Annotated in this window: 32 protein-coding genes; 18 read left to right on the plus strand and 14 right to left on the minus strand. The window is 43.5% G+C overall.

What is annotated here, in order from left to right; genetic code table 11:
* The 5 genes from DACET_RS02300 to argC form a co-directional block, all read right to left on the minus strand.
* Entirely contained in the window at window positions 1–645 is a 645-nt protein-coding gene (locus DACET_RS02300; protein WP_013009798.1) for an SAM-dependent methyltransferase, read from the minus strand.
* Complete coding sequence (locus tag DACET_RS02305; protein ID WP_013009799.1) at window positions 642–1,475, minus strand: GNAT family N-acetyltransferase; 834 nt, start codon at window positions 1,473–1,475, stop codon at window positions 642–644. Before DACET_RS02305 ends, DACET_RS02300 begins: the two co-directional genes overlap by 4 nt.
* On the minus strand, window positions 1,465–2,601 hold the full coding sequence (locus DACET_RS02310) for a radical SAM/SPASM domain-containing protein (protein WP_013009800.1): 1,137 nt from the start codon (window positions 2,599–2,601) through the stop codon (window positions 1,465–1,467). Before DACET_RS02310 ends, DACET_RS02305 begins: the two co-directional genes overlap by 11 nt.
* A gap of 207 nt (window positions 2,602–2,808) precedes the next feature.
* Entirely contained in the window at window positions 2,809–4,008 is a 1,200-nt protein-coding gene (gene argJ, locus DACET_RS02315) for a bifunctional glutamate N-acetyltransferase/amino-acid acetyltransferase ArgJ (RefSeq protein WP_013009801.1), read from the minus strand.
* A 108-nt stretch (window positions 4,009–4,116) separates the two neighbouring features.
* Entirely contained in the window at window positions 4,117–5,121 is a 1,005-nt protein-coding gene (gene argC, locus DACET_RS02320) for an N-acetyl-gamma-glutamyl-phosphate reductase (protein WP_013009802.1), read from the minus strand.
* 154 nt (window positions 5,122–5,275) lie between these two features.
* On the opposite strand from argC, the gene hemL reads away from it, so the two are divergent.
* The 7 genes from hemL to DACET_RS02355 all read left to right on the plus strand — a co-directional run bounded on the left by hemL (window position 5,276) and on the right by DACET_RS02355 (window position 10,272).
* Entirely contained in the window at window positions 5,276–6,544 is a 1,269-nt protein-coding gene (gene hemL / locus DACET_RS02325; protein ID WP_013009803.1) for a glutamate-1-semialdehyde 2,1-aminomutase, read from the plus strand.
* Window positions 6,545–6,769: 225 nt separating this feature from the next.
* Complete coding sequence (locus DACET_RS02330) at window positions 6,770–7,093, plus strand: P-II family nitrogen regulator (RefSeq protein WP_013009804.1); 324 nt, start codon at window positions 6,770–6,772, stop codon at window positions 7,091–7,093.
* Window positions 7,090–7,329 carry an AtpZ/AtpI family protein gene (locus DACET_RS02335; RefSeq protein WP_013009805.1) on the plus strand — a complete coding sequence of 80 codons (240 nt, stop codon included), beginning with the start codon at window positions 7,090–7,092 and terminating at the stop codon, window positions 7,327–7,329. The genes DACET_RS02330 and DACET_RS02335 overlap by 4 nt, the downstream gene beginning before the upstream one ends.
* The gene (locus DACET_RS02340; protein ID WP_013009806.1) at window positions 7,313–7,681 is read left to right on the plus strand and encodes an ATP synthase subunit I; all 369 of its coding nucleotides are present in this window, start codon (window positions 7,313–7,315) and stop codon (window positions 7,679–7,681) included. The genes DACET_RS02335 and DACET_RS02340 overlap by 17 nt, the downstream gene beginning before the upstream one ends.
* The gene (gene atpB, locus DACET_RS02345) at window positions 7,665–8,336 is read left to right on the plus strand and encodes a F0F1 ATP synthase subunit A (RefSeq protein WP_013009807.1); all 672 of its coding nucleotides are present in this window, start codon (window positions 7,665–7,667) and stop codon (window positions 8,334–8,336) included. Before DACET_RS02340 ends, atpB begins: the two co-directional genes overlap by 17 nt.
* 30 nt (window positions 8,337–8,366) lie before the next feature.
* Window positions 8,367–8,687, plus strand: a complete 321-nt coding sequence (gene atpE / locus DACET_RS02350; protein ID WP_013009808.1) for an ATP synthase F0 subunit C — start codon at window positions 8,367–8,369, stop codon at window positions 8,685–8,687.
* A 73-nt stretch (window positions 8,688–8,760) separates the two neighbouring features.
* The gene (locus tag DACET_RS02355; RefSeq protein ID WP_013009809.1) at window positions 8,761–10,272 is read left to right on the plus strand and encodes a cytochrome c3 family protein; all 1,512 of its coding nucleotides are present in this window, start codon (window positions 8,761–8,763) and stop codon (window positions 10,270–10,272) included.
* Between the two features lie 261 nt (window positions 10,273–10,533).
* Here the strand turns inward: DACET_RS02355 and DACET_RS02360 are convergent, their stop codons facing one another.
* Window positions 10,534–11,157: a 50S ribosomal protein L25 gene (locus DACET_RS02360; RefSeq protein ID WP_013009810.1), complete on the minus strand. Its 624-nt coding sequence runs from the start codon at window positions 11,155–11,157 to the stop codon at window positions 10,534–10,536.
* A gap of 124 nt (window positions 11,158–11,281) precedes the next feature.
* On the opposite strand from DACET_RS02360, the gene DACET_RS02365 reads away from it, so the two are divergent.
* From DACET_RS02365 to DACET_RS02415, 11 genes are all read left to right on the plus strand, one after another.
* Window positions 11,282–11,917 carry a phosphatidylserine decarboxylase family protein gene (locus DACET_RS02365; RefSeq protein WP_013009811.1) on the plus strand — a complete coding sequence of 212 codons (636 nt, stop codon included), beginning with the start codon at window positions 11,282–11,284 and terminating at the stop codon, window positions 11,915–11,917.
* Between the two features lie 6 nt (window positions 11,918–11,923).
* Window positions 11,924–12,679: a CDP-diacylglycerol--serine O-phosphatidyltransferase gene (pssA, locus tag DACET_RS02370; protein ID WP_013009812.1), complete on the plus strand. Its 756-nt coding sequence runs from the start codon at window positions 11,924–11,926 to the stop codon at window positions 12,677–12,679.
* Window positions 12,680–12,919: 240 nt separating this feature from the next.
* Window positions 12,920–14,479, plus strand: a complete 1,560-nt coding sequence (locus tag DACET_RS02375; RefSeq protein WP_013009813.1) for a 2-isopropylmalate synthase — start codon at window positions 12,920–12,922, stop codon at window positions 14,477–14,479.
* 65 nt (window positions 14,480–14,544) lie between these two features.
* Entirely contained in the window at window positions 14,545–16,266 is a 1,722-nt protein-coding gene (locus tag DACET_RS02380) for a methyl-accepting chemotaxis protein (RefSeq protein ID WP_013009814.1), read from the plus strand.
* Between the two features lie 140 nt (window positions 16,267–16,406).
* Entirely contained in the window at window positions 16,407–17,156 is a 750-nt protein-coding gene (locus DACET_RS02385; protein WP_013009815.1) for a YebC/PmpR family DNA-binding transcriptional regulator, read from the plus strand.
* Window positions 17,157–17,648 (plus strand): crossover junction endodeoxyribonuclease RuvC, encoded by a 492-nt coding sequence (gene ruvC / locus DACET_RS02390; RefSeq protein ID WP_244392549.1) that lies wholly within the window; start codon window positions 17,157–17,159, stop codon window positions 17,646–17,648.
* Window positions 17,649–17,658: 10 nt separating this feature from the next.
* The gene (gene ruvA / locus DACET_RS02395; RefSeq protein WP_013009817.1) at window positions 17,659–18,237 is read left to right on the plus strand and encodes a Holliday junction branch migration protein RuvA; all 579 of its coding nucleotides are present in this window, start codon (window positions 17,659–17,661) and stop codon (window positions 18,235–18,237) included.
* A gap of 126 nt (window positions 18,238–18,363) precedes the next feature.
* Window positions 18,364–19,014: an ABC transporter ATP-binding protein gene (locus DACET_RS02400; protein ID WP_041230076.1), complete on the plus strand. Its 651-nt coding sequence runs from the start codon at window positions 18,364–18,366 to the stop codon at window positions 19,012–19,014.
* Window positions 19,011–19,802, plus strand: a complete 792-nt coding sequence (locus DACET_RS02405) for an S-methyl-5'-thioinosine phosphorylase (protein WP_013009819.1) — start codon at window positions 19,011–19,013, stop codon at window positions 19,800–19,802. The genes DACET_RS02400 and DACET_RS02405 overlap by 4 nt, the downstream gene beginning before the upstream one ends.
* Window positions 19,799–20,653 carry a UDP-N-acetylmuramate dehydrogenase gene (gene murB / locus DACET_RS02410; RefSeq protein ID WP_013009820.1) on the plus strand — a complete coding sequence of 285 codons (855 nt, stop codon included), beginning with the start codon at window positions 19,799–19,801 and terminating at the stop codon, window positions 20,651–20,653. The genes DACET_RS02405 and murB overlap by 4 nt, the downstream gene beginning before the upstream one ends.
* Window positions 20,583–22,040 carry a hypothetical protein gene (locus DACET_RS02415; RefSeq protein ID WP_211204096.1) on the plus strand — a complete coding sequence of 486 codons (1,458 nt, stop codon included), beginning with the start codon at window positions 20,583–20,585 and terminating at the stop codon, window positions 22,038–22,040. Before murB ends, DACET_RS02415 begins: the two co-directional genes overlap by 71 nt.
* On the opposite strand, the gene DACET_RS02420 is transcribed toward DACET_RS02415, so the two are convergent.
* From DACET_RS02420 to gspG, 8 genes are read right to left on the minus strand one after another with little or no spacing between them, the layout of a single operon-like run.
* Window positions 22,029–22,739, minus strand: a complete 711-nt coding sequence (locus tag DACET_RS02420) for a hypothetical protein (RefSeq protein ID WP_013009822.1) — start codon at window positions 22,737–22,739, stop codon at window positions 22,029–22,031. The genes DACET_RS02415 and DACET_RS02420 overlap by 12 nt on opposite strands.
* Window positions 22,739–23,248 (minus strand): hypothetical protein, encoded by a 510-nt coding sequence (locus DACET_RS02425; protein WP_013009823.1) that lies wholly within the window; start codon window positions 23,246–23,248, stop codon window positions 22,739–22,741. The genes DACET_RS02420 and DACET_RS02425 overlap by 1 nt, the downstream gene beginning before the upstream one ends.
* Complete coding sequence (locus DACET_RS02430) at window positions 23,245–24,234, minus strand: hypothetical protein (RefSeq protein WP_013009824.1); 990 nt, start codon at window positions 24,232–24,234, stop codon at window positions 23,245–23,247. Before DACET_RS02430 ends, DACET_RS02425 begins: the two co-directional genes overlap by 4 nt.
* Window positions 24,218–25,138 carry a type II secretion system minor pseudopilin gene (locus DACET_RS02435; RefSeq protein ID WP_013009825.1) on the minus strand — a complete coding sequence of 307 codons (921 nt, stop codon included), beginning with the start codon at window positions 25,136–25,138 and terminating at the stop codon, window positions 24,218–24,220. Before DACET_RS02435 ends, DACET_RS02430 begins: the two co-directional genes overlap by 17 nt.
* The gene (locus DACET_RS02440; RefSeq protein ID WP_013009826.1) at window positions 25,135–25,704 is read right to left on the minus strand and encodes a PulJ/GspJ family protein; all 570 of its coding nucleotides are present in this window, start codon (window positions 25,702–25,704) and stop codon (window positions 25,135–25,137) included. The genes DACET_RS02435 and DACET_RS02440 overlap by 4 nt, the downstream gene beginning before the upstream one ends.
* Complete coding sequence (locus DACET_RS02445) at window positions 25,682–26,017, minus strand: type IV pilus modification PilV family protein (protein WP_013009827.1); 336 nt, start codon at window positions 26,015–26,017, stop codon at window positions 25,682–25,684. Before DACET_RS02445 ends, DACET_RS02440 begins: the two co-directional genes overlap by 23 nt.
* Complete coding sequence (locus tag DACET_RS02450) at window positions 26,014–26,430, minus strand: type II secretion system protein (protein WP_013009828.1); 417 nt, start codon at window positions 26,428–26,430, stop codon at window positions 26,014–26,016. The genes DACET_RS02445 and DACET_RS02450 overlap by 4 nt, the downstream gene beginning before the upstream one ends.
* Window positions 26,430–26,855, minus strand: coding sequence for a type II secretion system major pseudopilin GspG (gene gspG / locus DACET_RS02455; protein ID WP_013009829.1), 426 nt, complete (start codon window positions 26,853–26,855; stop codon window positions 26,430–26,432). The genes DACET_RS02450 and gspG overlap by 1 nt, the downstream gene beginning before the upstream one ends.
* Window positions 26,856–26,864 lie beyond the last annotated feature (9 nt).

The raw sequence follows: 26,864 nt of genomic DNA on the forward strand, positions 1-26,864 counted from the left end.
TTAAATTTCCATGATAATATACATTGTGTGGGACATGTCTGTTTCAGTTTTTTCTCCGGTTTCGGGGTTGAATCCGCCGTAAGAAACCAGTTTTAATCCAGCTTCATTTCCAGCTTTAAAAATGTCTTCTATGTCAAACCAGCTGTGAGTGGTCTCCGGAGTTAGTCCTTTGCTGAACATCTCCCAGTTTATATTTTTCGTATCAACAAAGAGCTTTCCGCCACTGTTTAGGCAGTCCGCAGCTTTTTTAAAGAAGTCAGAGAGTTTCATATTGGTTTTCTGTAAAACACCGATGCATGTTATAAAATCATATTTTTCGCAGGTGAGGGCGAGAAAGTCACTTCTTATTAGCCTGACGTCTGGATTCGCTATCTTATCCGATGCATATTTAAGAAGCTCATCGGAGACATCTATCCCTGTGGCATTTACATGAGGGAACCTCTGAAGGAGCATTTTGATAAACCCTCCTGTGCCGCACCCCACATCCAGCACTTTTATACCGGATGATATGTTGAGCTCACTCAGGACAAAGCGGAAGCGGTTTTCCATCTTCTCCTGAGAACCCCATTTCACCTTTTCGTATTCTTTATCGCATCTGCTGGAGCAGTTATATTCGTTTATAATATCGTTAAGTTCATAGTTCATTGTATCTCTGTCCATCTGTGGAGTGTCATCAGGCTTGAAACAGCCGGCAGTTCGGCTTTGGCATATATCCTGTTGGCAGCGGTGTTTGTCACTTGAGTGCCTATCTCTACCATGTCGCAGTTTTTATGCATGTTCACCAGAAAGTCATTCAGAAGCATAGACCCCAGCCCATGACCTGCAAAGTCAGCCGATACGCCTATGAGCCAGAGGTAGCCGAGCTTCTGACCATTTTCGAGCTGTTCCGACATCCCTATGGTGAACCCAGCAGGAGTTCCGTCTATGTGTATTACCCTGATATCCGCCTTCCCCATGAAATGTGCGAAGAGTGTTCTATAAAAATTATCTGCTGTTGCTCTGGAGATATTTGGGTCTTTATATATACGTGAGTATGTGAACATCCCGGCAGCCATCTTTTCAACTGTGCCTGCGTCTTTCTGTTGCAGGCTGCTGATGCTTATCTCACCAGGAATAAGGGCTTTCTCCGGTGCTTTTTTACTGAGGTAGATATTCAGAACATCAGTGGTATAAAAACCAAGCTTCTGGGCTGTCTGCAATATAATGTGCGAATTCAGGTCACATCGGAAATCAATGAACTGGACACCCGAGTCTTCCATTTGCATTACAACTTTGCCCAGCGATTCCGGCAGTCCGGCACCGTTGTCGCTACAGGAGCACATAGTTATTCTGGCTGATTTGATCCCCAGAATGTCAGTATCCCACTCAAGGTCTATTCCTGACGTTTCACTATTGTCATTCTTATATAAGTAGGGAGCTTTAGGCGCAGTTTTATGTTGCAGGTTCAGATAATTTATCTGATAGTCACTGTGCATCTTTAAGTAATCCGTTCACTCTGTTCAGCTCGGAGCATACCTTTTCGTATTTTTCTGTGGCATCTTCTTTCCCTGCGCTGTACATGTTTTTTGCGTATACCTCGAACTGTCTTACGATATAGTCCGGTATGTTCTTCTTCTGGTTACGCAGGTCATAGTCAGGGAAATATCTCCCGTTGCAGTCGCTGCACAGAACCCCCTGGTCGTCTATCCATTTGAAGTCATTGTCGAGGTGGCACTGGCGGAATTTCTGGTATTTTTCTCCGTTCCAGATGTCGAAAAGGCTCTCTGTATTTGCATCCCCGACAACATGGGCTTCATTATAGTCGAGGGGGCAGGGGGAGACTGTCCCGTCCCAGTTCACTGTGATGTTTTCCCATGGGGTTTTGCATATCGGTTGGTTGCCTTTGTATTGTTCGTGCAGAGCCTGCATGTCTACCTCGTGCGAAACGGAAGATGAACCTGCTAGATTAAGTATACTGCTGTTGAAAGTCGTGTCCACAGGGAGAGACATAAAGTATTCGTTATATTCATCTTTATGTTCTTCTGTTTTCGAAAACAGAACCATTGAAGCGCATATGAATGTGTTTCTGCCTGTTTCGTAGTTTCTCTTTATAAAGTAGAGAATATTTCTGAAAGTAGGTAGAAATTTATTGCCGACACGGACACTTTCAAGAATCTCCTTGTCTATGGAATCAAAGGAGAAAACAACTCTGTCCAGCTTTAATTCCAGAAGTTTTTCGGTAATATCCTCAGTGAGTTTTGTGGCGTTAGTCAGCAGATTGACCCTTATCCCAGCTTCTTTCCCGTATCTGACCATGTCGAGTACCTGCGGGTGCAGAAGGGGTTCGCCGTGTACGTTAAGAGATATTCGGGCAACTTTCCCTTTGATTTCATCAATAATTTTGCAGTAAAGCCCGAAATCCATAAAGCCCCGTTTCTTGGTGGTGATATTCATATCACGCCCTGACTGACTGCAATGTATGCATTTCAGATTACAGGAGTTTGTAGGTTCTATGTGTACGTGTTCGGGAAAAATGCTGATTTTATTGGATGGATTAAGGGCAAACTCATAAAAGTCGAGATATCTTACGAGCTGTTTTTTAAGAAGTTCCTGATAATTCATTTCATGTCTCCTGTTGTTTCAGCCGACAGTATGCAGAGTTTATTTATGCATGGTTGTGTGTCCAAACAGTTCCGGCGGGCAAGAACCCGCCGGTGATATATCCTTAAGAATATAATGTTCAGGTTCCGGCATTTGGATACATATAAAGTCCGCTTTTTGGCAGTTTATATTAGTATCGTAAACCGGACGTATTTCATTACCCGTTTTTTATGTTCTGTAGTCGGCGTTGATGCTCACGTATTCCTTGCTGAAATCACATGTATAGACAGTTTTGCCGAAAGTCCCCATGTTCAGGTCGATAGTTATCTCTATTTCGTCGTTTTTCATGATCTTTGCCGCTTTCTCTTCCAGCTTTTCATCTATGATGATGCCGTCTTTAACATATGCTAGATCGTCAAAGCAGATATCTATCTTCTCCTCAACAGCAGCCACGCCGCTTGCGCCCACAGTGGCGATGAGTCTTCCCCAGTTGGGATCCTCACCATAGAACATAGTCTTAACCAGAGGGGAGTTCGCTATAGCGAAAGCACATTTTTTCGCATCTGCTTCTGACTGAGCATTTTTAACTTTAATTGTGACAAATTTCGTTGCTCCTTCGCCGTCTTTAACAATCATCTTTGCCAGCTCAAGAGCGACATGATTAACAGCTTCCTGAAACTGATCGATGTCGGGGATAATTCCACTCATTCCGTTTGCCATCAGGAAAACAGTGTCGTTTGTGCTCATGTCGTTGTCGATTGTGATGCTGTTAAAAGATTCACCCACGGCGTTGTTCAGAACATTCTGAAGGTTATCTGCACCGATAAGTGCGTCCGTTGTGATATAGCAGAGCATTGTTGCCATGTGCGGTGCTATCATGCCTGCACCCTTTGTTGTCCCAGCCACAACATAAGCACCGTTTGGTGTTTCCACCAGTACGCCGATCTCTTTCGGGACGGTGTCGGTGGTCATTATCGCAGCAGCAAAATCGTGTGAGTTTGCATCGTCCAGTTCGTCCACAAGCTCTTTAACGCTTGAAGTTACCTTTTCAACGGGCATTTTAACACCGATGGTTCCGGTACTGCCCATAAGGACAGAGCCTTCGCCTGTGCCCAGCTCATCTTCGAACGCTTTCACTATTGTGTCTACAGCTTCCAGCCCCTGCTTGCCTGTACTGGCGTTCGCATTTCCGCTGTTTACAACTATTGCGCTGAACTCTCTGTTTGTTTCCAGAGCTTTTATGGCGTGTTTAAGGGGAGCCGCTTTTATCGTGTTTTTGGTGAAGACAGCCGCCAGAGTGAAAGGAACTTCTGAGTAAAGGAGTGTCAGGTCTTTTTTCCCTTTTTTGTTACCTTTGATGTCGGCAGCGACAGAGCTTGCTAGGTATCCGAGGGGAGTGCATACCCCTGCGCCTTTTATATTCTGCATTTTATTCTCCATTAATATATATGATTATAGCATTACCGTAAGGGTAAGGTCAGCCGTAAAAAATGTTATTTCTGTAAAATTTACGTGAGACTGCCCGCAGACTTTTGACTACAGGATGCCGAGTGTGTCGTCGAAGCCGCACATGAGGTTCATATTCTGAACTGCCATGCCGCTCGAACCTTTAATAAGGTTATCTATGCATGATACTATGATCAGCCTTTCACCTTTGACAAACAGACCTATGTCAATGAAGTTAGTGTCTGTAACGTCAGCGGTGGACGGGATATGCCCGTTGTCGTAGATGCGCACACATCGTCGTTCTCTGTAGAAGTCTTTCAGACAGGCTGAAATCTCTGCCAGACCGGCGGTTGTTTTTGTATAGATAGTTGATTCAATCCCCTTTGATGCAGGTATCAGATGAGGGGTGAAGAGTACGTTGGTTTCCTTACCTGTTTCTTTAAGCACTTCGTTTATCTCTGGGTTGTGCCTGTGGGAAAAGATGGCATAAGGTCTGAAATCTTCGTTGCACTCACAGAATGAATAGGCGATATCTGCCTTTCTCCCTGCACCGGTAACACCTGATTTGGAATCTGCAATGATCCCCTCAGGAGATATCAGCCCTGCTTTCAGCAAGGGGTAAAGAGGCGTTATCACAGATGTCGGGTAACATCCGGGATTTGCAACGAGTTCTGCCTTTTTTATATCAACCTCAAAAATTTCCGGCAGACCGTAAACAGCCTTCCGGAGAAGGTCAGGGTATGTATGGTCAACTTTGTATGTCGCTTCGTAAAGCTTCTTGTCTTTCAGCCTGAAGTCAGCACTAAAGTCAACAACCTTCAGCCCTTTTTCGTAAAAGAACGCAGCTGCATCCTGTGCCGCCGCGTGGGGGAGGCAGAGAAACACTGCGTCAGAAATTTCGGCTACGGCGTCATAGTCCCGCCCTGTGATAACAACATCGCAGATGCTTCGGAGCCTTGGGTAGACATCGCTGAACATCTTGTCTGCATATGTTTCACTTACGAGTGCGGCTATTTCGAATTCGGGGTGGTTTGCCAGTATTTTTACAAGCTCATACCCTGTATATCCGGTTGCACCGATAACAGAAACTTTCATATAATATTTCCCCGTTTGTTGATAGTTGAAAAGATATAATAATTGGTTCAGGATTGCAATACAGATATGAACATAAGCCGAAAGTTAAACATATATCTTGAGCAACGCCGATAACTTTAGTAAGATTCATAAAACTTGTTTGAGAGGTTTATTTATGACAATTTTTGAAGAGTCAAAGAAATACATACCAGGCGGGGTTAACAGTCCGGTCAGAGCTTTTGGTTCTGTTGGCGGCGATCCTGTTATTGTTAAAAGTGCAAAAGGTTCTAAAGTTTATGACGAAAACGGTAAAGAATATATAGATTATGTCTGTTCATGGGGTCCCATGATAACAGGACATGCAGACCCTGATATCATCAAAGCTGTGAAAGATGCGGCTGATCTCGGTACAAGCTTCGGCGCACCGACAAAAGCGGAGCTTGATATCGCTAAAAAGATATGCAGTATGGTTCCTTCTGTGGAGATGGTGCGTCTCGTGAGTTCCGGTACAGAGGCTCTGATGAGCGCAATCAGACTCGCAAGAGCCTATACTGAAAGAGACAAGATCATTAAATTTGAAGGGTGCTATCACGGTCACTCCGACAGCCTGCTTGTTAAGGCGGGGAGCGGTGCTCTCACATTTAATCAGCCTTCAAGCCCCGGTGTACCTGCCGATTTTACAAAGCATACACTCGTTGCTCAGTACAACGATATTGAATCCATAAAAAAACTTCTCGCCGAGAACAAAGGCGAGGTTGCATGTATACTTATCGAGCCTGTCGCTGCAAATATGGGCGTTGTGCTACCTGCTGCGGGATTTCTCGAAGACCTGCGCAGGGTTTGCGACGACGAAGGAGTTGTACTCCTTTTTGATGAAGTCATCACAGGATTCAGACTGGCAGCCGGTGGTGCTCAGGAGTATTTCAACATTAAACCTGACATTACAACAATGGGTAAGATTATCGGCGGCGGACTCCCTGTGGGAGCTTTCGGCGGTAAGAGCGAAATCATGAAAATGCTCTCTCCCGATGGAGCAGTTTATCAGGCTGGGACACTTTCAGGTAATCCACTTGCGACTGCTGCGGGGCTTACTATGCTGAATAAACTCTCTCAGCCGGATTTTTATAAGAATCTCCGTCAAAAAGCAGATACTCTGTTTGACGGTATGGCAGATAACTGTAAGAAACTTGGTCTTGATTACGCTTATAACAGGATCGAGTCCCTCTCATGTCTGTTTTTCAAAGACGGTACGGTCACAAGTTTTGCAGACGCTATGAAAACAGACACTAAGCTCTACGCCAAATATTTCCACGCTATGCTTGACAGAGGCATAACAATAGCACCCGCACAATTCGAAGCGATGTTTGTGAGTGCTGCTCATACAGATGAAGATATTGAGAAGACTGTTAAAGCCCATTACGAAAGCTTGAAAGAGATAGTTTAGATATTCTACGAATGAACCTTTCAGATTACTTCGCTGCCCTCGTAATGGCGTTTACTCTCGTCTTTGCGAGGAACATAGTGACGAAGCAATCTTTTACAGCGTCAGATGTTTAATCGATATATTGTTTAGATATAAATAAATTAATAAGGCGACCTGCGGGAGCCTTAATACGGGGCAGCATGGCATATTGCTAAAATACATGCTCTGTCTCAAGGTGTAGACTATTTGAAACTGGTATTCATAGTGCTCAATACAGTTGAGCTTCTGGAAGAAATTATTGAGTATATGGTGGAGCAGGGTGTCCGGGGGGGGACAGTGCTTGACTCTGTTGGTATGGGGCGTATACTCGCCTATGACATTCCTATATTTGCCGGGTTTCGCGAGCTCATGGTCGGAGCGCGTGCCAATAACCGCACTATGATGACTACAATTCCTGATGATATATTCGAAGAATTTATGGAAGGGTTGGATAAGATAGTGCATTTTGATGAGCCGGGTACAGGAGTTGCTTTTGCCGTCGATATATACAAAACCTATGGTGTTAAATGAAAAAATCTGATACGGATAAATTTGTTAAAAAAATGGCTAACGCCAGTTCTGTCGGAACATCTCTTGCATTCAGCATTCTTATCGGTGCAGGGATGGGGTGGTGGCTGGACAAAACATTCGGAACAAAGCCCTGGTTATTCCTGTTATTTATGGTGTGCGGCATTATCGCCGGATTCAAAAATATGATATATTTTGTCAAGAAAACGAACCTGTATGATGATGAAGACTCCAAATAAAATATTAATTCTGTCATTGATTTTTTTCGTAATTTTGTATACAGTATGCAGGTTCAGATTTGAACCTGCGTTGACTAATGGTGTGCTTGTTGGCTATCTGTTAGGTGCTGTTAACTTCTTTTCTCTTGCCCGCAAGATAGTTGGGCTTGTGGAGGGGAGAGCCGGTGTTGCGCTTATATTCAATGGACAGATTCGTCTGCTGGGAACAGGTTTTGTTATCTGGTTTGCCATGACGAAGCTTAACTTAAACATAATAGGTATGCTGGTGGGGCTCTCAATTATACCCGTGTGTATGCCATTTTTTGTTATATATAATAACGTGAAGGGGAAGGACGATGGAACACCCACTTAATGTGTCCATGCTGTTCGGTATGGCTTTTTCTCATAAGTTCTGGCACGTTACCATGACATTTCTCGTGGTTTTAATCGTGATTTTCCTTGGCTCTCTTGCAATGAAGAAGAAAGCTGAGGTTCCGGGGCGCACACAAAATACTTTAGAGCTTTTAGTGAAAAGTATTTATAACATGTGTGATGATGTTATGGGCGTAGAAGGGAGACCTTATATCCCGCTTATCTTCGGCATAGGTCTGTATGTTGCTTTTTCAAACTTTTTAGGACTTATTCCGGGGTTTCTTGCTCCGACATCCAATCTGAACTCCACACTGGCTCCTGCTCTTGTGGTTTTCTTTGTTTACCAGTATATCGGCTTTAGAAAACATGGAGCCGGATATATCAAACACTTTCTCGGACCTGTAGGCTGGCTTGCGCCGCTGATGATTATCATTGAGATCATCGGTCACTTTGCCCGCCCGCTGTCACTGTCCATGAGGCTTTTCGGAAACATTTTCGGTGAGGATCTTGTAATTATCATCCTCTTTATGCTGGTTCCTTTTCTGGTGCCGCTGCCGATGTTTTTCCTTGGTCTTTTCACAGGCGCTCTGCAGGCGTATGTGTTTATGATGCTGTCGATGATTTATATAAGTGGTGCACTTGAAGAAGCACACTAAAGTTTCATATACTAATAGGAGGACATTATAATGTCTAAAGTTGCAAGAATTCTTTTTTCTGTAGCTGCTGTAATGGCAGTTGCTACAAGCTCTGCATTCGCTGCTGAAGGCGGCGCTGCTGCCGGAGCTCTCTGGGCTAAGTACATCGGTGCCGGTCTCGCTATCGGTGTTGCTGCGCTTGGTACAGGTATTGGTCAGGGTAACGCTATCAAAGGTGCTGTTGAAGGTATCTCCCGTAACCCTAGCGCTTCCGGTAAAATTTCTACAACAATGATTATCGGTCTTGCACTGATCGAGTCACTTGCTATTTACGCACTTGTTGTAGCTCTTATACTTCTTTTCGTTGTTTAATATTAACGACAAATAATCAAAGGCGGGTTCTCGGAATCCGCCTTTTTTCCATTATGTTACTGTGGGGGCAGGTATGTGGCAAAAAATTAAAGAATTCAGTGCTAAAGATCCTCTCATCTTTACTGTTATAATTGCTGTTATAATAGTTGGTGCAGGTTTTGCGACTGTGCAGACTATGCATTTGACATCTTCTGCAAAGTTTTGCAAAACATGTCACCCTAAAGAAGATGTTGGCGTCAGAGGCGAGTATTACACCTGGAAAAGAGGAGTACACAGTGAAGCTAACGTGAGCTGTCTTGAGTGCCACGGTGCACCCGGGATAAAAGGATACCTTCACGCTCATGTAATCGTTGGTATGAAAAGTCTGTACCACGAAATTTTTACTCCTGAAGAAGACGTTGTAAAACACCTTACAGAATATGCTTCAACTGTTGAGGGTGCAGAGTATGCAACCTCTATGGAAGCGTGCAGTTTCTGTCACTCTGACGCTGCAAACGAAGATATGCGCAGAAACAGAGTTATTAAAGTTCTTGGTGAATTCAGAGGTATGGACGAAGTCTATATGCCTGAATACAGAGAAGAATACGGGCGTAACGATGTTTTTACAGAAGGCGTTAGTGCAGGTGTTGAACCTAATCACGCCCTACATATGGAAGCTGGTTTGTCCTGTATGAACTGCCACCTTGGGCTTGGTCACGCAGGGGACAGATTCCACAGACCTAAGATGGAAACCTGCTTTAAGTGTCACGATGATGTTCGTGAAACTGCAGCAGTTCCCTCAAATGACGATTGTGCTACATGCCACGTCAGTCAAAAAGGAATTCAAGAGGGTACTTATACAAAAGGCGTAGAAGGGGACAGATGGTACATGGCAGACCTCGACTGCTCCGACTGTCACGAGAGCGCTTTTGTAAGACCTAATACAGATACATGTGTTGCATGTCACGATGAATCCTACGCAGAGATCATGGTTGACATACAAAAATCATTTAAAGAACAGCTCCCTGCTGCTCAGCAGCTTCGTGATGAAATGATGGTTGCCCGCAAAGGTGTTAGTGAAGGGCAGCGTGACATCGCAAACGAACTGATCTATGTTGTTAGAGTAATAGAGAGGGATGGTTCTGCCGGTGTACACAACCCTGAATACTTAGACGCTATGTTCGAAAGAGTTCAAGAGCTTAAAGTTGCTTTTGATAACTATGTTGAACCTGTCGAAGCAGAAGAGGCTCATACACCTATGGTTGCTGCACACACAGAAGAAGCTGAGGAAGAGGCTCCTGCTGAGGAAGCTGCTGGTCCGGTAAACAGCGAAGAGCTTATGTCTATTATAGAAGGTCTGGAGGTTCTTGATCTTGCGGAAAGATACGTTCCGGATCCTACAAAGCCTGCTGTTCAGTTTGAACACAAAGATCACGCGGAAAAGCTTGCATGTGCAACATGTCATGAAGATCCTGAAGCGGGTTTACTGAAGTTTGAGCCGGGCGAAGTGAAAGGCACTAAAAATGCTTTCCATGAAGAGCTTTGTATCAAATGTCACAAAGAGATGAAGGTTAAAAAATCTTGCAGCACTTGCCACAAGAAATAATCTAAGTCTTAAAAGTTATATGGAAATGGCGGTGCTTTTTGGTGCCGCCTTTTTTTTTGCGTAATTATAGTATGGATAATTGTTTTGGTCAGATATAAGCTTGATTGCTGCTCATAGCCTATCTAATGCAAGGCAGGGTTAGTGCATAAAATGCAGGAAGTTTTGTTTATGCTTAAAGCGTGGTTTGCCTGGTTTGTGAAGGGTAAAAAAAAGGTGCAGCCCCTTAGAGACCGCACCCATGTTTTAATAGTTTTCTTTTTATTAATCTTCAGCTTTTTCTGTGATGATTTCAGGCTCTTTCATTTCACCGGAAGAATCTTCATCGCTTTCGATAAGTCTTGGTTCACTCACATATGCGATAGTTCCTTCTGTGGGTTCAAGAAGAGTGTGCTCCTCGCTGAACTTGATGTCAGAGATATGAATTGAGTCGCCGATGTTGAGACCGGAAATGTCCACAGTGATTTTTTCAGGGATATTTCTCGGGAGTGTACGTATTTTAACACTTGTATGACCAGTGTTAAGTATTCCGCCCATTTTAAGTCCGGCAGGCTCACCAACGAAGTCAAAATGAACATCAATATCGATCTCCTGACCTTTTACAAGCGCCTGAAGGTCTGCGTGGATGACTTTGTCTGATGTGTGGTTGTACTGAAGTGTTTTGAGGAAACAGTCGAAAGGTTCTTTGATCCCTTTAACTTTAAGTTCTATCCTGAAGTTTCCGAAAGGTCTTTTCTGAATGTCTTTTGCATTAAGGAAAACAGAAACACTGTCTTCTCCTCTTATGCTTATGATTGCGGGGACAAAACCTTGCCTACGCATATCGTTGAGTTCGCCATCAGTCATTTGTTTTCTTTTGGTGGCGTCCCATTTGATGGTCTGTATCATATAAAACTCCTTAGTATGATTTTATCGCGAATTCCTACTGTAGCACTTTTTATGGATTATAGCAATGTGTCAGATGATAATACTGCTTGAAAACATGATGTATTGAAGGTATGTTTACGGAAATATGATCAGAGGTGAAGATTTGATAGCAAAAGAAGGATTTCCCTTTGTTTTAGGCGCACTGGCGGTGTTTATAATTCTTATAATATTTCCTGTCAGGTTTCTGATGTTTATCGCGCTCCTGTTTGGAGTTTTCTGTTTATGGTTCTTTCGTGATCCGGAAAGACGTATTCCACCGTTCAAAGATATAATGATATCCCCTGCGGACGGAAGGGTCGTCGAGGTTATGGAAACAGAGTACGAAAGTCGGGAAGTAACTAAAATCAGTATATTTATGAACGTTTTTAATGTTCATGTAAACAGAATGCCGATAGGCGGTAAACTGAAGTCTGTAACACATAAGCCAGGGAAGTTTCTTGCTGCTGACAAGCCCGAAGCATCATATGAAAACGAGCAGAATGTCATCGACATAGAGACAAGCTACGGGGTAGTAACAGTCAAACAGGTTGCAGGTCTGATTGCCAGACGAACAGTATGTAACGCAAAACCCGGAGACGAGCTTCCCATCGGGGAACGTTTCGGACTTATAAAATTTTCATCAAGAGTTGAAATATTTGCACCAAAAGGATTTGACATTTCAATTAAAAATGGTGATATTGTGAAAGCTGGAGAAACAGTAATAGGAAAATACATAGGTTAACAAGCATTGAAATCAGAAGCAGCACAGAACAAAAATTACGTTTTGCCGAATCTTGTCACCATTCTGGGACTTTTTTGCGGGTTCTACTCCATAATAGCGACCTTGAACGGTAACTATGTTATGGCTGCCAGTGCCACGCTTGTTGCTTTTATTTTTGACGGTATGGATGGTAAAGTCGCCAGAATGCTGAATGCTACAAGTGACTTTGGTATACAACTCGACTCGCTTTCAGATCTTGTTTCATTTGGTGTCGCTCCAGCCATCCTTGTTTATAAGTGGGCACTTGCCCCATACGGAAGATTAGGCTGGATGGCTGCATTTTTGTTTGTTGCCTGTGGTGCTTTGCGTCTTGCGCGCTTTAATGTTCAGACTAAGAAAATTGACCCGAGATTCTTTGTCGGTCTGCCGATACCTGCTGCTGCGGGCGTAATTGTTACAAGTGTTCTTTTTGCAAAAGAGTTTTTCGGCGACCCGAACTCTATGACTGTTCCTGTCTGGTTCACATTTACAATCTACATTCTCGCCTTTTTGATGGTGAGCAATATAAAATACTATAGCGGCAAGACATTTATCCAGCAGAAATCTTACAATGCTCTTGTTGTATTTGTTCTTTTTATATTCGTACTCGGTCTCTATCCAGAACTATTTCTATTCCTACTATCTACTGGCTATGCACTAAGCGGACTTCTATACCTTGCGTATGTACGTCTTAAGCAGCCCAAAAGGGATAAAGAGGTGGAAACCGGCGAAAATAAATTATAAAGTCTTCGTAAGAAGACGAAAATAATTTTAAAAGCTAAGGCCTCAGCCCCTTTACGGGTTGGGGCCTTTTTTTGTGTTTTAAACACGGGGTTAGCAAATGTTTAAGTTTAGAGAAAAAATAATTTATATGCAGGAGGTTATAATGCTACTAGGTGAACTAAGAAATATTTAAGAACAGGAAAAAGTAGAGGAAAAAAAAGTTAAGAATTGTTACTATTAAAATTGACGGAGGAAACTAGAATGTCCAAAAGAAGAGTAATTATTTTCGACACTACTTTAAGAGATGGTGAGCAGGCTCCCGGTTTTTCTATGAATACTGATGAAAAAATACAATTAGCTCTGCAGCTTGAGAGACTTGGCGTAGACGTTATGGAGGCGGGGTTTCCTATCTCGTCCCCCGGAGATTTCGAAGCTGTTACCAGAGTTGCCAAAGTTATAAAAAATTCTGGTGTAGCTGGGCTTTGCCGTGCAAATGAAAAAGATATATCTGTAGGCTGGGATGCCTTGCAGCACGCTGTTCGCCCAAGAATTCATACTTTCATTGCGACCAGTGACATCCACCTTCAGCATAAGCTGAAAAAAACAAGGGAAGAAGCGCTGGAGATAGCTGTCAAAGCTGTAAAATTCGCCCGAAACCTTTGCGATGATGTAGAGTTTAGTGCTGAGGATGCTATGAGAAGTGACGTGGACTATCTTTGTCAGGTAGTGGAGGCTGTTATTGCGGCGGGCGCAAACACTGTGAATCTTCCTGATACTGTAGGCTATAAGATGCCTTTTGAAATTGACAAAGTCATATCTGAAGTGATTAACAGAGTTCCGAACGTTGATAAAGCCAGAATCAGTGTGCATTGTCACAATGACCTTGGTCTTTCCGTTGCTAACTCACTGATGGCTGTTAATGCGGGCGCTTCTCAGATCGAATGTACCATCAACGGTATCGGCGAGCGGGCTGGTAACTGTTCCCTGGAAGAGGTCGTTATGGGGCTTACTGTCCGCAAAGACGTTTTCGATGATATCGAAATAGGTGTAAAAACTAACGAAATATACAGAGCAAGTAAAATGCTCACAACTATTACAGGTGTTGGGGTTCAGCCAAATAAAGCTATAGTGGGTAAAAATGCATTTGCCCATGAAGCCGGTATCCACCAGGATGGTATGCTCAAGAACAGAACAACTTACGAGATTATGACCCCTGAAAGTGTAGGTTACCCTTCAACAAGCCTTGTGCTCGGCAAGCACTCAGGGAGACATGCCTTTGTTCAGCGTATTAAAGATCTCGGATATGAGATAGAAAACGATGCTATGCAGTCTGCATTTGATGAGTTTAAAATATTAGCCGATAAGAAGAAAGAGGTTTTCGATGAAGATATCGAATCGATCATCTTTAATCAGGCAAAGGATGAGCAGTTTGCATACGTTATGGAGAGTGTTAATATTCTTAGTGGTGATACCGCTATTCCTACTGCAACGATCAAACTTGCTGATAAAGACGGCAACGAGTTCGTTGATGCATCTACAGGCGATGGTCCTGTTGATGCTGTTATGAAAGCAATCGAACGTATTGCAGGTGTGGGAGGAAAGCTGAAGAGCTATCAGATAAAAGCTCTCACCGCCGGTAAAGATGCTCAGGGAGAAGTTGTCCTTTCTGCTGAGTTTGAAGAGTGCGGGTATGATGTCAGAGGCAGAGGGTCAGACACTGATGTGGTGGTCGCCAGTGCTAAAGCGTACCTTGATGCTCTTAACAAATATGTACTCCGCAATGAATCCAGAGATGTGATAAAAACAGAGAAGGGGATTTGATGTTGTTTACACAAGATTGTTTAAAGAGTAGTATACTTCTTTGATAAACTTTTTTTGGAGATACGATGCGACTTATTGTTAAGATTACTTTGTTCGTAGCTGTTACCGTGCTGGTGGGAATGGGGGTACTGTTTACAGTTAATTTCTTCCAGATGAAAAACAAGCTCTTCGATGCCGAAATAGCAAGGGCGAGAAGCTTTGTTCTGGCTGCGGAAGGTGTCAGGGAGTATATGGCTCTGGCTATGGAGAACGACATTTACGATACCGATAAGGTCAAGCACGACCTTGATAAATTTCTGCTGACAGTTCCTATTGTTGGTGCCATGAAGGTTATGGAACTGAAATCAGAAGAGGTTGGGCTTAACTTTAAAGTACCGAAACGTTCACCGAGAAACCCTAAAAACGAACCTGACGCTGTTGATCTTAAAGCTTTGGATTATCTTGACTCCATCGACAAAGGCGGAGAGGATGCTCCGGAATATGTCATCCATGACAAAGAGAACGGTCAGCTGAGATACTATAGGTCGGTACGGCTTGCTAAGTTGTGCGAGGACTGCCACGGGGATCCTGTAACTTCCCAAAAACTTTGGGGGAATTCCAAGGGGCTTGATATTACAGGTGTTAAAATGGAAAACTGGCGCGCAGGTGAACTGCACGGTGCTTTTGAGGTTTTCCTCCCTACTTCAAATGTTTATTCAGCAGTCTACAAAAATTTAGGTGTTTCACTTCTGGTGTTTCTGCCGGTTACGATAGTGATACTTATAGTATTGGTGATAATTAACAATAAGTTTATATTTAAAAGGCTTGTCTATATGGGCAATATTTTGCAGGAGGTTGCATCAGGTAACTTCAGTGTGCAGGTGCAGGATACTTCAAGTGATGAGGTCGGTGACCTTGCCAGATCTCTGAATAAGATGATTAATGATGTTAATGATGCAATGAGCGTTGTTGTGGATTCTATTGCGTCATTGGCTTCTACATCTGCTGAACTTTCAGAAAATGCAGAATCCATTGCAAAGGGTGCGAAAGAGCAGTCTGAGCAGGTTTCAAGTACTGCAAGTGCAGTGGAAGAAGTAAACTCAACTGTTGTGGAAGTTGCTCATAATGCAGCCAATGTTTCAAACAGCGCTGAAGAGGCGAGCAAGTCTGTCGGACGGGGACACATCCTTGTGGAACAGACAAGAAATATGATGGAAAAAATAGCTGAGACAGTTTCGGAATCTGCTGTTACAGTCAGAAAGCTTGGCGAGTCCAGCGAACAGATAGGTCAGATAATTCAGGTTATCGACGACATAGCAGACCAGACAAACCTGCTTGCACTCAACGCCGCAATTGAGGCGGCAAGAGCAGGTGAGCACGGGAGAGGATTTGCTGTGGTTGCTGATGAGGTGAGGAAACTGGCTGAAAAAACAGTGAATGCCACAAAAGAGATCGCAGAGATGATCCAGAGCATTCAGGCAGACACAGGCGGAGCCGTTATGGGAATGCACGAAGGTGTTCAGCAGGTTAAAGAAGGACAGTCTAAGGCCGAAGAGGCAAAAGAGGCTCTCGATGTTATCAAGAGCAATGTAAATGCTGTCTCAACTGAGGTGGGTATGATTGCCAGAGCAACAGAAGAGCAGGCTACTGCCACAGAGATGATGGCTCAGAGTATTGAGAACATCTCTCTCGTTACAGATGACAATTCACTTGCTTCTTCTGAAACAGCTAGGGCTGTTGAGCAGCTGAGCCATCTTGCTTCAGAACTTGATGGACTGGTTTCTAGATTTAAACTGAAACGTCGTTAGAAGAAATGAAGTAAAGGCGGGGGGAAGCTCCCGCCTTTTTTTTATATTTGATTATTCGCCCATTTTTCCGTATAATCACCACCGATTTGAACATAGATCAAAATATAATCATATATTAATAGATTTTTTGGAGGACGATGATGGCTGGACATAGCAAATGGGCCAACATTAAGCACCGTAAAGCGGCGCAGGATGCGAAAAAAGGCAAAGCTTTCACAAAAGTAGCAAAAGAGCTGACAGTAGCAGCGAAGATTGGCGGAGCAGATCCGGAGATGAACCCGAGACTCAGGGTTGCACTGGATAAAGCAAAGTCCGCAAACCTGCCTAAAGATAACGTGGAAAGAGCTATCAAAAAGGGTACAGGTGAAGGGAATGACGCTGTTTACGAGGATATGGTATATGAAGGATACGGTCCGGGCGGCGTTGCTATACTTGTAAAAGCTTTGACAGAGAATAAGAACAGAACCGTTGCAGAAGTCCGCAGCACCATGAGCAAGAAAGGCGGCAGTATGGGTGAGCCGGGCTGTGTTGCATGGATATTTGAAAATAAAGGTCTTATAGAAATAAATAAAGACAGCGTAGATGAAGAGACGTTGATGGAGCTGGCACTTGAGGCCGGAGCCGATGATGTTGTTGACGAAGGTGATGTATTTCAGGTTGTGACAGAACCATCTGAATACTTTACTGTTAAAAATGCTATCGAGGAGAAAGGGCTTGCGATGAGCTTTTCTGAGGTTTCGATGAAACCGAAGAATACTATTCCGCTTTCCGGTTCTGATCTTAAGAAACTGTTCACAATTACGGAAGCTCTCGAAGACCTTGATGATGTGCAGGAAGTATTTTCCAACTTTGAGGCTGACGAAGCCGCAATGGCAGAGCTGGATGATTAATTGCCTGCTATAGTCATGGGGGTTGACCCGGGGCTGAACTGTACTGGTATTGGTATCGTACAGGTGTGGCCGGGGAAAGTGGAGTATGTCGCTCACGAAGTTGTACGCACAGACTCTAAAGATCCTCTCCCCGTCAGACTTGGTGTGATATGCGGTGGCATACGGAGTGCCCTTGCGGAGTATAAGCCGTCTTGCTCAGCAGTCGAGGACGTTTTCTACTCTGTGAATGTTAAGAGTGCGATGCTTCTCGGGCAGACAAGGGGGGCTATTATTGCAACTCTGCTTGCCGGAGATATAGAAGTGCGGGAGTTTACCGCATTGCAGATAAAAAAGGCTGTCGTCGGCTATGGCAAGGCTGACAAACAGCAGGTAAAAAAAATGGTCGAGGTGCTTTTAGGACGGAAGATGGGCAATGTCCCGCTGGATGTTACTGATGCGCTTGCATGCGGAATATGCCTCGGCTTTAACCTGACAGGAAGGCTTGCCTTCTAGGGAGCGGAATGTGATTTATAGCGTAAGAGGTATACTCATAGAGAAAAATCCCGCTAATGCTGTCATTGACACAGGGGCAGTTGCGTTTGAAATGAGTATTTCCGCATCAACTTATCAGCAGCTCCCTGAGACCGGACAGAAGGCTCATGTTTATACTCATTTTGTAATGCGTGAGGATGGAGTTTATCTGTACGGATTTTCTAAAATGGAGGAGAAGAAGCTCTTTCTTCTGCTTATTACTATATCGAAAGTCGGACCGAAGCTGGCACTTGCCATACTTTCCGGTATGGATGTCAACAAATTCATGAATGCCGTTATGAACAGTGAGATAGGTCTTATCTCCACCATTCCGGGGATCGGGAAAAAAACAGCGGAACGCATAGTGGTTGAGCTTCGCGATAAATTCGGCAGCATGAGTGTCTCTACAGGTGACGAGCCTGTTGCAGGCGGTGCGGAGGATGTTGTGAGTGCCCTGCTTAATCTCGGTTATTCACGTGCAGACTGTCAGAAAGCTGTGAACAAAATTTATAAAACCGACTCCGGCTTTGAAGAACTTTTCAAAGGTGCACTTAAAGAGCTCAGTTCGTAGACTCTTTAATATTTTCAATCTAAACTTTACGTCATGGTCTTTGATTTTTCAGTGAAAGTGTATTAAAATCCTCAAAGAGGACATATGCTTCAGCATGTGTTTCAAACGAGTGGAAAGGATTTTAAATTGCTTGAAATAATCAATCTGAACAAAAGCTTCAAAAAGGGAGACTACACCCTTAATGTTTTAAATAATTTCTGTTTGAAAGTTGACGATGGGGAACGTGTTGCCATCGTAGGACCGTCCGGTGCGGGCAAGTCAACCCTTTTGCAGATAATAGGCGGGCTTGATAAACCTGACAGCGGCAGTGTGGTTTTCAACGGTGACAGCGTTTTCGACAAGAAAGGGCGTCAGCTCGACAGATACCGCAATAGTGCTGTAGGGTTTGTGTTCCAGTTTCACTATCTGCTGGAAGACTTTACAGCCCTTGAGAACGTTATGATACCTGCCCTGATTGCTGGAGAAAACAGAGGTGATGCTAAAAAAAGAGCAGAAGACCTCCTCGCCCGTGTTGGGCTTTCTGACAGGTCAGATCATTTCCCGACGGAACTTTCCGGAGGCGAACAACAGCGTACCTCCATAGCCAGAGCTCTGATGAATAATCCCAAGATGATACTTGCTGATGAACCGACAGGCAGTCTCGACAGGAAAAACAGCGAAGAGGTTTTCAGTATGTTTGACCTGATGAAGCAGGACGGTATCACTGTTCTGATTGTAACCCATGACGAGAGCATAGCAGATGCGTGCGACCGTAAGATAGAAATGGAGAAGTCATGAAAAAGCTTGGAATTATTGGTGGAAGCGGACTTTATGATATCGAAGGGTTTGAGTATGTCGAAGAGATCATTATGCAGACGGAGTACGGTGATCCCTCCGACACCTATCGTGTTTTCAGCTATAAGGATATGCGGTTCTACTTTCTGAACAGACATGGTCGAAGTCACTCGGTGCCTCCGCATAAGGTCAACTACAGAGCGAATATAGATGGTTTCAGCAGGCTTGGGATAGAGAATATTGTTTCGATAACTGCCACAGGGGGCATTAACAGCTCTTATAAGCCTGGGGATATCATTATCCCTGATGATGGTATTGATATGACATCCGGCAGAATACAAACATTTTATGAGTCAAAGCAGATTCATCATATAGATTTCACAGAACCGTTTTGCCCGAGACTGCGCGGCATTCTTGAGAATTCTGCCGAGTCAGCAGATGTTGACGCTGCCGTAAACGGGACATACGTATGCACAAACGGACCGAGGATGGAGACAAAAGGGGAGATAAAAGCTTTTGACCGCTGGGGAGCAGACCTGGTGGGGATGACTCTTTTCCCTGAGTGCTCACTTGCCAGAGAACGTGAGCTGTGCTACGCAAATCTTAGCGTTATAACAAACTATGCCGCAGGAACTTCAAGTACAAAACTTACTGCGGATGAAGTTGTTGAGGAGATGGGGAAAGCCACTGAGAAACTTAAAGGCATTGTCTCCATGCTTCCTGTATATTTTAAAAACGAGCGGGAATGTTCATGTCCGGACGCTCTTGCAGGGACAAAAATAAGTAAATGATTGAAAAAAAAGTACCTTTAAAGGATTATTGCAGTTATAAAACAGGCGGTAAAGCTGAATTTTTTACCTGCCCGACAGATACATTCGACCTCAAGGTTGTGTTAAAATTCGCATCAGACAACAGCATTCCTGTGACTCTCATAGGAACAGGATATAATATTCTGGTAAGTGACAAAGGCGTTAAGGGGTTGGTTGTCAGTACAGGATGCATGAATAATGACATACAGATTGAAGGTGAGCTGGTATTTGCAGGGGCGGGCGTTTCACTTAATGATCTCATTCTGAAATGCATTGACAACGGTCTTGCAGGTCTCGAGAATATGTCAGGAATCCCCGGCTCTGTGGGGGGCGCTGTGATTATGAATGCCGGCGCATTTGGAACCGAGATAAAAGATGTTGCAGTTCAGATAGAAATGTGCGGTTTTGACGGTGTTGTCAGCAGTATTCATGCTGAAGATGCAGGTTTTGGATACCGCAAAGCTGAAAACCTGAAAGGTATTGTCACCGGACTTGGGCTGAAGCTGGAACACGGCAACAAAGATGAGCTTCTTGCGAAACGTGCGGAAATACTTAAGAAGAGAAGTGAGAAACAGCCCCTTGAGTTTCCTTCCTGCGGTTCAGTTTTTAAAAGACCGGAAGGCGGCTATGCAGGAACACTTATCGAACAGTGCGGGCTGAAAGGTTACAAAATAGGCGGAGCACAGGTCTCTGAGAAACATGCTAATTTTATAGTAAACACAGGGAAGGCAAAGTCCGCAGATATATATGCACTTATAAATCATGTGCAGGAAACTGTATTTAAAGAAACCGGCATCAAGCTGGAAAGAGAGGTTCGTTTCGTTGGTTTCTGAGAAAATGCAAATCACCGAAATTAGTGATGCTGAAAAGAGGGAACTGATCATGAAGGTGTATCCCAGACTCAAAAAGAGAACAAAGCTTCTGCGTCTCTTGCGTGTTGGCAATGCGCTGTTTATCGCTTTATTTATAACTGCGTGTGCTACAACACAGCTGGAGCAATCTGCCGTGGTTGAAAAGAAACCGTCGCAGATCGGTATGCAGATAAGAAAAGGGCTTGTGAAATCAGATGTTCCGGAAGATTTTGAAAAAGAAATGCCCTCATCAGATATAACCCTTGCCTCGATTATAAGTTTTACTAAAAAGCCCACAGTAAAAGATATCGCTGATGATGTGACAGATCTTGACTATGAAAACGGGCTTCTCGTTCTGCTGAAAGGGCGCACCATTGAAACTAACAGAATTGACTGCCCGTCCATACTGCTCCCTGATGATAAATACCGCTCGATACAGCTTGAGAACGGACTTGCTGTAGTTGCAGGTTCTACCAAAGCGGTTCTGGCGGACATAGCTCAGTGCGGAACTTTGTATGAAACAAATTCTGCCGGTAAAGGTTTTTCACTTTCAAAAGATTATTTCCTTGAGATTACAGGTAATACATTTTCTATATACGATTCAAGAAGAACAAGGGAACTGCATAAAGGTGATTTTCTCGGAAGCGTATATATTGGAATGCTTTCCGGCGACAAAGCTATGTTTGTGAACGATAATGGCAAGATAGCTCTCATGAGTGCGAGGACAGGAAAGTATATCGCGATATACGGCGGTTCAGTACAGGTGAGACAGGCTTATTTCGAGAATGACAGCATCTATGTCTATGACGAAGAGAATGACCTGAGAAGACTTACTGCGGACTATAAGGCGGGCAGGCTTATTGATGACGGAAACACACAGGCCATTGACGGCTGTTTCTTTTTCAAAAGGAGCGGTAAGCTCTACTGTGACGGCTATATCTACGGGCTTGATATAGCGTATGATCTGCCTGTGGATGCTGACAAAGGGCTCATTCGTGACGGGCTGATATTCGTAGTGAAAGACGGTGTTGTCTCTTTTGTGGATACTACTCTTGCATATAAGAAATCAGTTAAACTGGCTCCCGCAGGCAACAGACTTTGCCTGAAAGACGGACTGGCATATTTCACAGATTTTAACGGTAGTTTTAAATATATCAGCGCATCCGGTGACGAAGAGACTGCTGATGAAATGCCTGATGAGTGTGACCATTCATTTGACTTCGAACAGGGAGCGCTTAGAACTCCTGACGGTAAAGAGATTTACAGATTTGCCGACATCGTAAACAGCTCAGAAAAGGCTTATATGTTGAAAAGAGTCATTGACGATGAAGTTTATTACTATTTCGAAAAGAAGCCTTTATCTGATTGATGGTGTTATGTTGTCTGCTCTGCCCTGAAGAACAAGCTTTTTAGTTTGTCCCATCAGGTCAAACGTCCCGGTGATGCTGACAACTGACTTTTCCGGAGTTCTGTTGTTAACCCTTATTTCGCCTTTCAGGTCAAGTTTCATACTGTCTTCGGAAGCAAGCTTCGTTAAGGTTATTTTATTTTTTTCCTTTTGAGCTGCTGCTGTTATTTTTTCAAAAGCCATAGGTCCCATAGGAGTATCTATTGATGCTTTATCAGCAGATGCTTCCATGCTCATTGTGCCGTCTTTAAGAGAGGCGTCCATATCAAGCAGAACATCCCCGTTAAAGCTGACTTTATCTGTTAAGTTGTTTATCAGACCAGAGCTCACTGTGCCTTTGGCTGTGACCCTTCCTGATGAGAGTTTACCTTTTAAGTTGACTGCGCCCGCTGTTTTGTAGCCCACGCTGCCTGTGATCAGCCTGAAAGGGCTGTAGGAAATTTTCACATCACCCACAGGTATTTCGTTAACGGCAACATCTGAGAAGGTAGTGGAGAGCGGACCGCTCTTCTGTTCGGAATAACGGATGTCAATTTTAGCTTGTCTTTCCGCATTTTTCAAAGCTCCCGCAACTATTTTGCTGTAGGGGAGAGTTAGCCAGAGCGTTATTAGGAATACCAGTACAAATGTTATTGCTGAATAGATTATCTTATTTTTCATTAGTTTGTTTTCACTATATCCATCATTAAATTAAGAAGTCTGTTGTTGTCATATCTTTTGCTTATTTTTATATTGCTGGAGGTAAGGTTTCCGTACCTCTCAACCGACCGGAGAAATGATATGAGTTCGTTGTATTTAAGGCTTTCAAGCCTGATAGACGCAGCCTCCACAGCCCCCGGGACTGTTTTTGGTCTGATCCCGCCGACCCTGTCAGCAAGACCTGCTTTGTCTGCGCTGGTTTGCAGGAAAGATAGTAGTCCGGTATTCATAACGGCACTTCCGCCGCCTGATTTCCGTGCATGGGTGGAAAGTATGATTGCCTTTTCTATCTTTTGTTCTGTTGCTCTGATGTTTGATTCTGTATTAGAAATTGCAGAGTTGAAACCGAGATGTGTCCAGTAAAACAGGAGCAGTATTCCGCCTGCTATTGCCGCATATGTCATAACTTTTTGTCTGTTAAACTGTATGTTTATGTTCTGTAGATCAAACTGTTTAAATTGAAAATTCATATGTCAAACCTCACAGAGAAAGAGACACCGTCCTCTTTTTTTACTGTATCGACGATCTGCACATCCTTACCTGTAACCTTCGCAAGTTCTTTCTGGAACTGCTCAAGAAAGGCATAGTCTGTGGAGCTCCCCTGAAAAGTTACCGTTTTGCCTTTGATGTCAATTGAGTCTGTCACAATGTTTTCGTTGTGCCCCTTGCTTATCTTTTCCAATATAAATAAGGTGTTGTATTTGCTGGAGTTTTCGTCACCGCCAGCCATAGACAGAAGTTTTCCGTATGGGTCACGGCTGTCTGCTACACCCGCTTTCTTATATACGGTCTGAAGCATATTTTCTGCTTTTTTCAAATTATTTTTGTAACCATGCAGACGCATGTAGTCCCCAACGGTGAAGATGAGGAAGCAGGCTATCAGAATTGCAGCAGGGATGCGGTATTCTTCATAGGCTCCTGATCTGTTTTTGACAAACGGAAGATTCAGTTTTGACTCTATAGATGGGGTAGGGTCAGGCTGAAGTGGAGCTTGCGTGCCTTCGGTATTCATTATAATACTGTCTTCGATATTTATGCTGATTCCGCCTGCGACATAGCTGAAGTTATCATTATGCCTGTAAACACCTGCCATCGGTGATGTTATGTAGGCGGCCTTGCTGAAAACTTTTTCAAACTGCTGAAATGTCTCTTCAAACGCAGCACTGAAAATACCTATGAGTATTTTGTCCCCTTTGCTCATGTAGCAGAATTTGCTGCAAAGCTGTTGCGGGAATGTACCCAGAAGATAATTGGATATGAACATATCCAGCTTTCGTTTTGGGGCGTCTGGGAACTCCATTGTTGTGTAAAAGAGTTCTGAATCTGATATTACAAGAATATAGCCAGGCTTAAGATCTGCAAGCTGCTGCTCGCTGAGCGAATTCCTTCCTATTGGTGTAATAGCGTAAAACTGATTTTCTTCGAAATAAATAAATTGTTTAGTAGTATTGTCCATTGATTCCTGCCAGAAAGTTCACTGTTGCTGCCGATGTACCGTCTTTCTTCACTATAGCATGAAAATATCTTGGTACATCGTTTAAGGTTACTTCAGTCCTGACATAAAATAAAGCTGTTTTTACTGTTATAAACGGTAAGATTGCTAAATATACATCTTGTGGTATGCTTGCGGCTTCCTGAATATTTGAGGGGTCTTTAAAATCATTAACTTCAGCGTAATTAACAATCTCTTTTGCATAGGACTCGAGTTCAGGGAGAAAAGTTTTTATGGTAATCTCATTTGCAAAGTTAATGTTGATTGCTTTTTCAGGCTGATAAACTGTTAAGTGGTTTCTGACTTTATTGAATTCGTCGTTATCATTCATCAGGAGTCTGAGTTCAAGCAGCGTACTCAGCGGGCCGTTTTTTGTTTTGAATTTGGCATCTTTAACTTCATACTCAACCCCTTCTTCACCATCGTAGGAGGTTTCACTGTCGGAGTCTATGTAATCTTTGATTTTGCCGCATTCCAGTGAATCTGTCTCAAGTTCGGATGCGAGGTTATTGCATGCGTCCAGATATCTTGCCGCCGTAGCCGGGTCAGTGTCTATCATATTATTAATAGAGAATTTCGCATTCATAGGTATTATATCAACAGAAATATACCCGTAAGGGACTTCCACAACAGGGATAATTGCCCAGTCATCTCTTCTGGAGTCATAAGTGTTATCGTCTTCTTGAAAGGCTTCAATGACGGCTGTCAGTGCTGTCGTCGCATAGAGGCTTGCCTGATTTTCATAAAAGTCTTTAGATGTCTCCTCAACGCTCTTTGTGCTGCGTTCGTGTATTAGGAGAACTGTTGATGCCGCAAATGCTATAAATATGAGTACAAAAATAAGAACAGAACCTTTATTATTCATCATTGCCACCCCTCCCCAAGGTAATCTGCTGTAAGGCTGGGGTTTGAGCAGCCTGCTATGAATATAACCTCATGACCGTTAACCTCGAATGATATTTTTAATATTTTATCCGAGGGATTAATGTAATCTGTAAACTCGTCGCCGTTGTGAGATTGTATTTCAAAGTTGTCTACGTTTGGCATAAGGTAGAGTTTCCACTCGTAATCATGTGCTTCGGATGTCTCTTCCCGTATCAGATAATCGTCATCGTCAACATAGTACCTGACTGTGACAGGAAAGGCTTTTTCCATTTTGATGCTATTGTTTGTGACAAGCTGCAGTATATCGTTATCCTCGCCTTTGGTGACGCTGAGGCTGTTCCGGTACATTTGCAGAATGTCCGGCTTAATAACCCGTCTGGCAGACAGGAGAAGGTTATTTCTGTAATAGCTTGCTTCCGTTGCTTCTTTTGTGTTCAGAAGCGAATCAAAAGTTGTATAAACTCCTGTGACAACCATTACGGACAGAACAAGTGCAATGAGCATCTCCAGAATTGTAAAGCCATTTTTACTGCTGTTCGTAATAGACATATGTTGATGTCACCCCTTCATATTCTGCCCGGAGAGTTATTTCGTCCACCCCCGTAAACATTGTAGGTTCGGAGTCGGATGAGTAAAGAACCTCTATCCCCATGGCATTTTTACCAGTATCTTTGAAAACTTTGCTTGGGTAGTTCAGTGTTTCAAGAACCCTCTGATAGCCGGCCTCTACAACCATTGTTCTTTTCACTGAGTAGTCAGACATGTCCACAGACATTGCGGAAAGCCTGTAAACACCCAGCATGCTTATAGAAAGCACTGTCATAGCGATAAGAACCTCAAGGAGGGTAAATCCTTTTTTCATTTCATCACCACCTGAAGCAGAGCGGGGTAAGACTCAAGTTCGCTTTTGTTCCGGAATTCGATGCGAAACTGGTCGAAAAGTCCGTCAGTGTAGAAATAAATACGGAATTCTGCTCCGGTTGCTGTCTCTTCATTTATGTGTACAGTTCTGACGTCCCCAGCTGGAATGCTGACTCTGGTTCCATCAAAAAGCTGTATGGTGTCAGAGCCTTTATAGCCTGTAATGAACACTTGTGTGTTAAGTTCAGTGGCGGCTTTAAGATGTGAGTCGATTATTTCCTGAAAGAAGGTTTCAGTACTGTCAGATAGGATCGTGTTCTGAGCCAGTTTCGGGGCAACGGTCATTAGACCGATGCCCGCGATAACCATAACTATAAGTATCTCTACAAGGGTAAACCCCTGTTTGCGTTTCATTATTTATAACTGTAGATGTCTGATGCGAAATCTTCGCCGCCCTCTTTGCCGTCAGAACCGTAAGAGATTATTTCGTAATCTCTGTCGTCATCTCCGGGGCTTCTGTAGACATAATCATTATCCCACGGGTCTTTGATGCTCGATTCTTCCATGTAGCCGCCCTTTTTATAATTTTTCGGAATGGGCTCGACTTCCGGTTTTTTGGTAAGAGCTTCAAGTCCCTGATCTGTGGTTGGGTAGCTGCCGTTTTCCAGTTTGTATATCTTCAGGGCAGACTCAATCGCTCTCATGTCGAGTTTAGCTTTTGTCACCCTGGCTTCGTCTGGCTTATCAAGAAATTTAGGTACGAGAAGTGTGCCGAGTATCCCGAGGATAACTATAACGACAAGCACTTCAATGATGGTGAATCCTTTTCTGTTTCCCACTTTTCATCT

Source organism: Denitrovibrio acetiphilus DSM 12809, from assembly GCF_000025725.1.
Classification (GTDB): domain Bacteria; phylum Chrysiogenota; class Deferribacteres; order Deferribacterales; family Geovibrionaceae; genus Denitrovibrio; species Denitrovibrio acetiphilus.

Excerpts from the sequence above, each read along its gene's own strand:
- DACET_RS02300 (WP_013009798.1), bottom strand. The coding sequence starts at position 645 with ATGAACTATGAACTTAACGATATTATAAACGAATATAACTGCTCCAGC.
- DACET_RS02305 (WP_013009799.1), bottom strand. The coding sequence starts at position 1,475 with ATGCACAGTGACTATCAGATAAATTATCTGAACCTGCAACATAAAACT.
- DACET_RS02310 (WP_013009800.1), bottom strand. The coding sequence starts at position 2,601 with ATGAATTATCAGGAACTTCTTAAAAAACAGCTCGTAAGATATCTCGAC.
- argJ (WP_013009801.1), bottom strand. The coding sequence starts at position 4,008 with ATGCAGAATATAAAAGGCGCAGGGGTATGCACTCCCCTCGGATACCTA.
- argC (WP_013009802.1), bottom strand. The coding sequence starts at position 5,121 with ATGAAAGTTTCTGTTATCGGTGCAACCGGATATACAGGGTATGAGCTT.
- hemL (WP_013009803.1), top strand. The coding sequence starts at position 5,276 with ATGACAATTTTTGAAGAGTCAAAGAAATACATACCAGGCGGGGTTAAC.
- DACET_RS02335 (WP_013009805.1), top strand. The coding sequence starts at position 7,090 with ATGAAAAAATCTGATACGGATAAATTTGTTAAAAAAATGGCTAACGCC.
- DACET_RS02340 (WP_013009806.1), top strand. The coding sequence starts at position 7,313 with ATGAAGACTCCAAATAAAATATTAATTCTGTCATTGATTTTTTTCGTA.
- atpB (WP_013009807.1), top strand. The coding sequence starts at position 7,665 with ATGGAACACCCACTTAATGTGTCCATGCTGTTCGGTATGGCTTTTTCT.
- atpE (WP_013009808.1), top strand. The coding sequence starts at position 8,367 with ATGTCTAAAGTTGCAAGAATTCTTTTTTCTGTAGCTGCTGTAATGGCA.
- DACET_RS02355 (WP_013009809.1), top strand. The coding sequence starts at position 8,761 with ATGTGGCAAAAAATTAAAGAATTCAGTGCTAAAGATCCTCTCATCTTT.
- DACET_RS02360 (WP_013009810.1), bottom strand. The coding sequence starts at position 11,157 with ATGATACAGACCATCAAATGGGACGCCACCAAAAGAAAACAAATGACT.
- DACET_RS02365 (WP_013009811.1), top strand. The coding sequence starts at position 11,282 with ATGATCAGAGGTGAAGATTTGATAGCAAAAGAAGGATTTCCCTTTGTT.
- DACET_RS02375 (WP_013009813.1), top strand. The coding sequence starts at position 12,920 with ATGTCCAAAAGAAGAGTAATTATTTTCGACACTACTTTAAGAGATGGT.
- DACET_RS02380 (WP_013009814.1), top strand. The coding sequence starts at position 14,545 with ATGCGACTTATTGTTAAGATTACTTTGTTCGTAGCTGTTACCGTGCTG.
- DACET_RS02385 (WP_013009815.1), top strand. The coding sequence starts at position 16,407 with ATGGCTGGACATAGCAAATGGGCCAACATTAAGCACCGTAAAGCGGCG.
- DACET_RS02405 (WP_013009819.1), top strand. The coding sequence starts at position 19,011 with ATGAAAAAGCTTGGAATTATTGGTGGAAGCGGACTTTATGATATCGAA.
- murB (WP_013009820.1), top strand. The coding sequence starts at position 19,799 with ATGATTGAAAAAAAAGTACCTTTAAAGGATTATTGCAGTTATAAAACA.
- DACET_RS02415 (WP_211204096.1), top strand. The coding sequence starts at position 20,583 with ATGTGCAGGAAACTGTATTTAAAGAAACCGGCATCAAGCTGGAAAGAG.
- DACET_RS02420 (WP_013009822.1), bottom strand. The coding sequence starts at position 22,739 with ATGAAAAATAAGATAATCTATTCAGCAATAACATTTGTACTGGTATTC.
- DACET_RS02425 (WP_013009823.1), bottom strand. The coding sequence starts at position 23,248 with ATGAATTTTCAATTTAAACAGTTTGATCTACAGAACATAAACATACAG.
- DACET_RS02430 (WP_013009824.1), bottom strand. The coding sequence starts at position 24,234 with ATGGACAATACTACTAAACAATTTATTTATTTCGAAGAAAATCAGTTT.
- DACET_RS02435 (WP_013009825.1), bottom strand. The coding sequence starts at position 25,138 with ATGATGAATAATAAAGGTTCTGTTCTTATTTTTGTACTCATATTTATA.
- DACET_RS02440 (WP_013009826.1), bottom strand. The coding sequence starts at position 25,704 with ATGTCTATTACGAACAGCAGTAAAAATGGCTTTACAATTCTGGAGATG.
- DACET_RS02445 (WP_013009827.1), bottom strand. The coding sequence starts at position 26,017 with ATGAAAAAAGGATTTACCCTCCTTGAGGTTCTTATCGCTATGACAGTG.
- DACET_RS02450 (WP_013009828.1), bottom strand. The coding sequence starts at position 26,430 with ATGAAACGCAAACAGGGGTTTACCCTTGTAGAGATACTTATAGTTATG.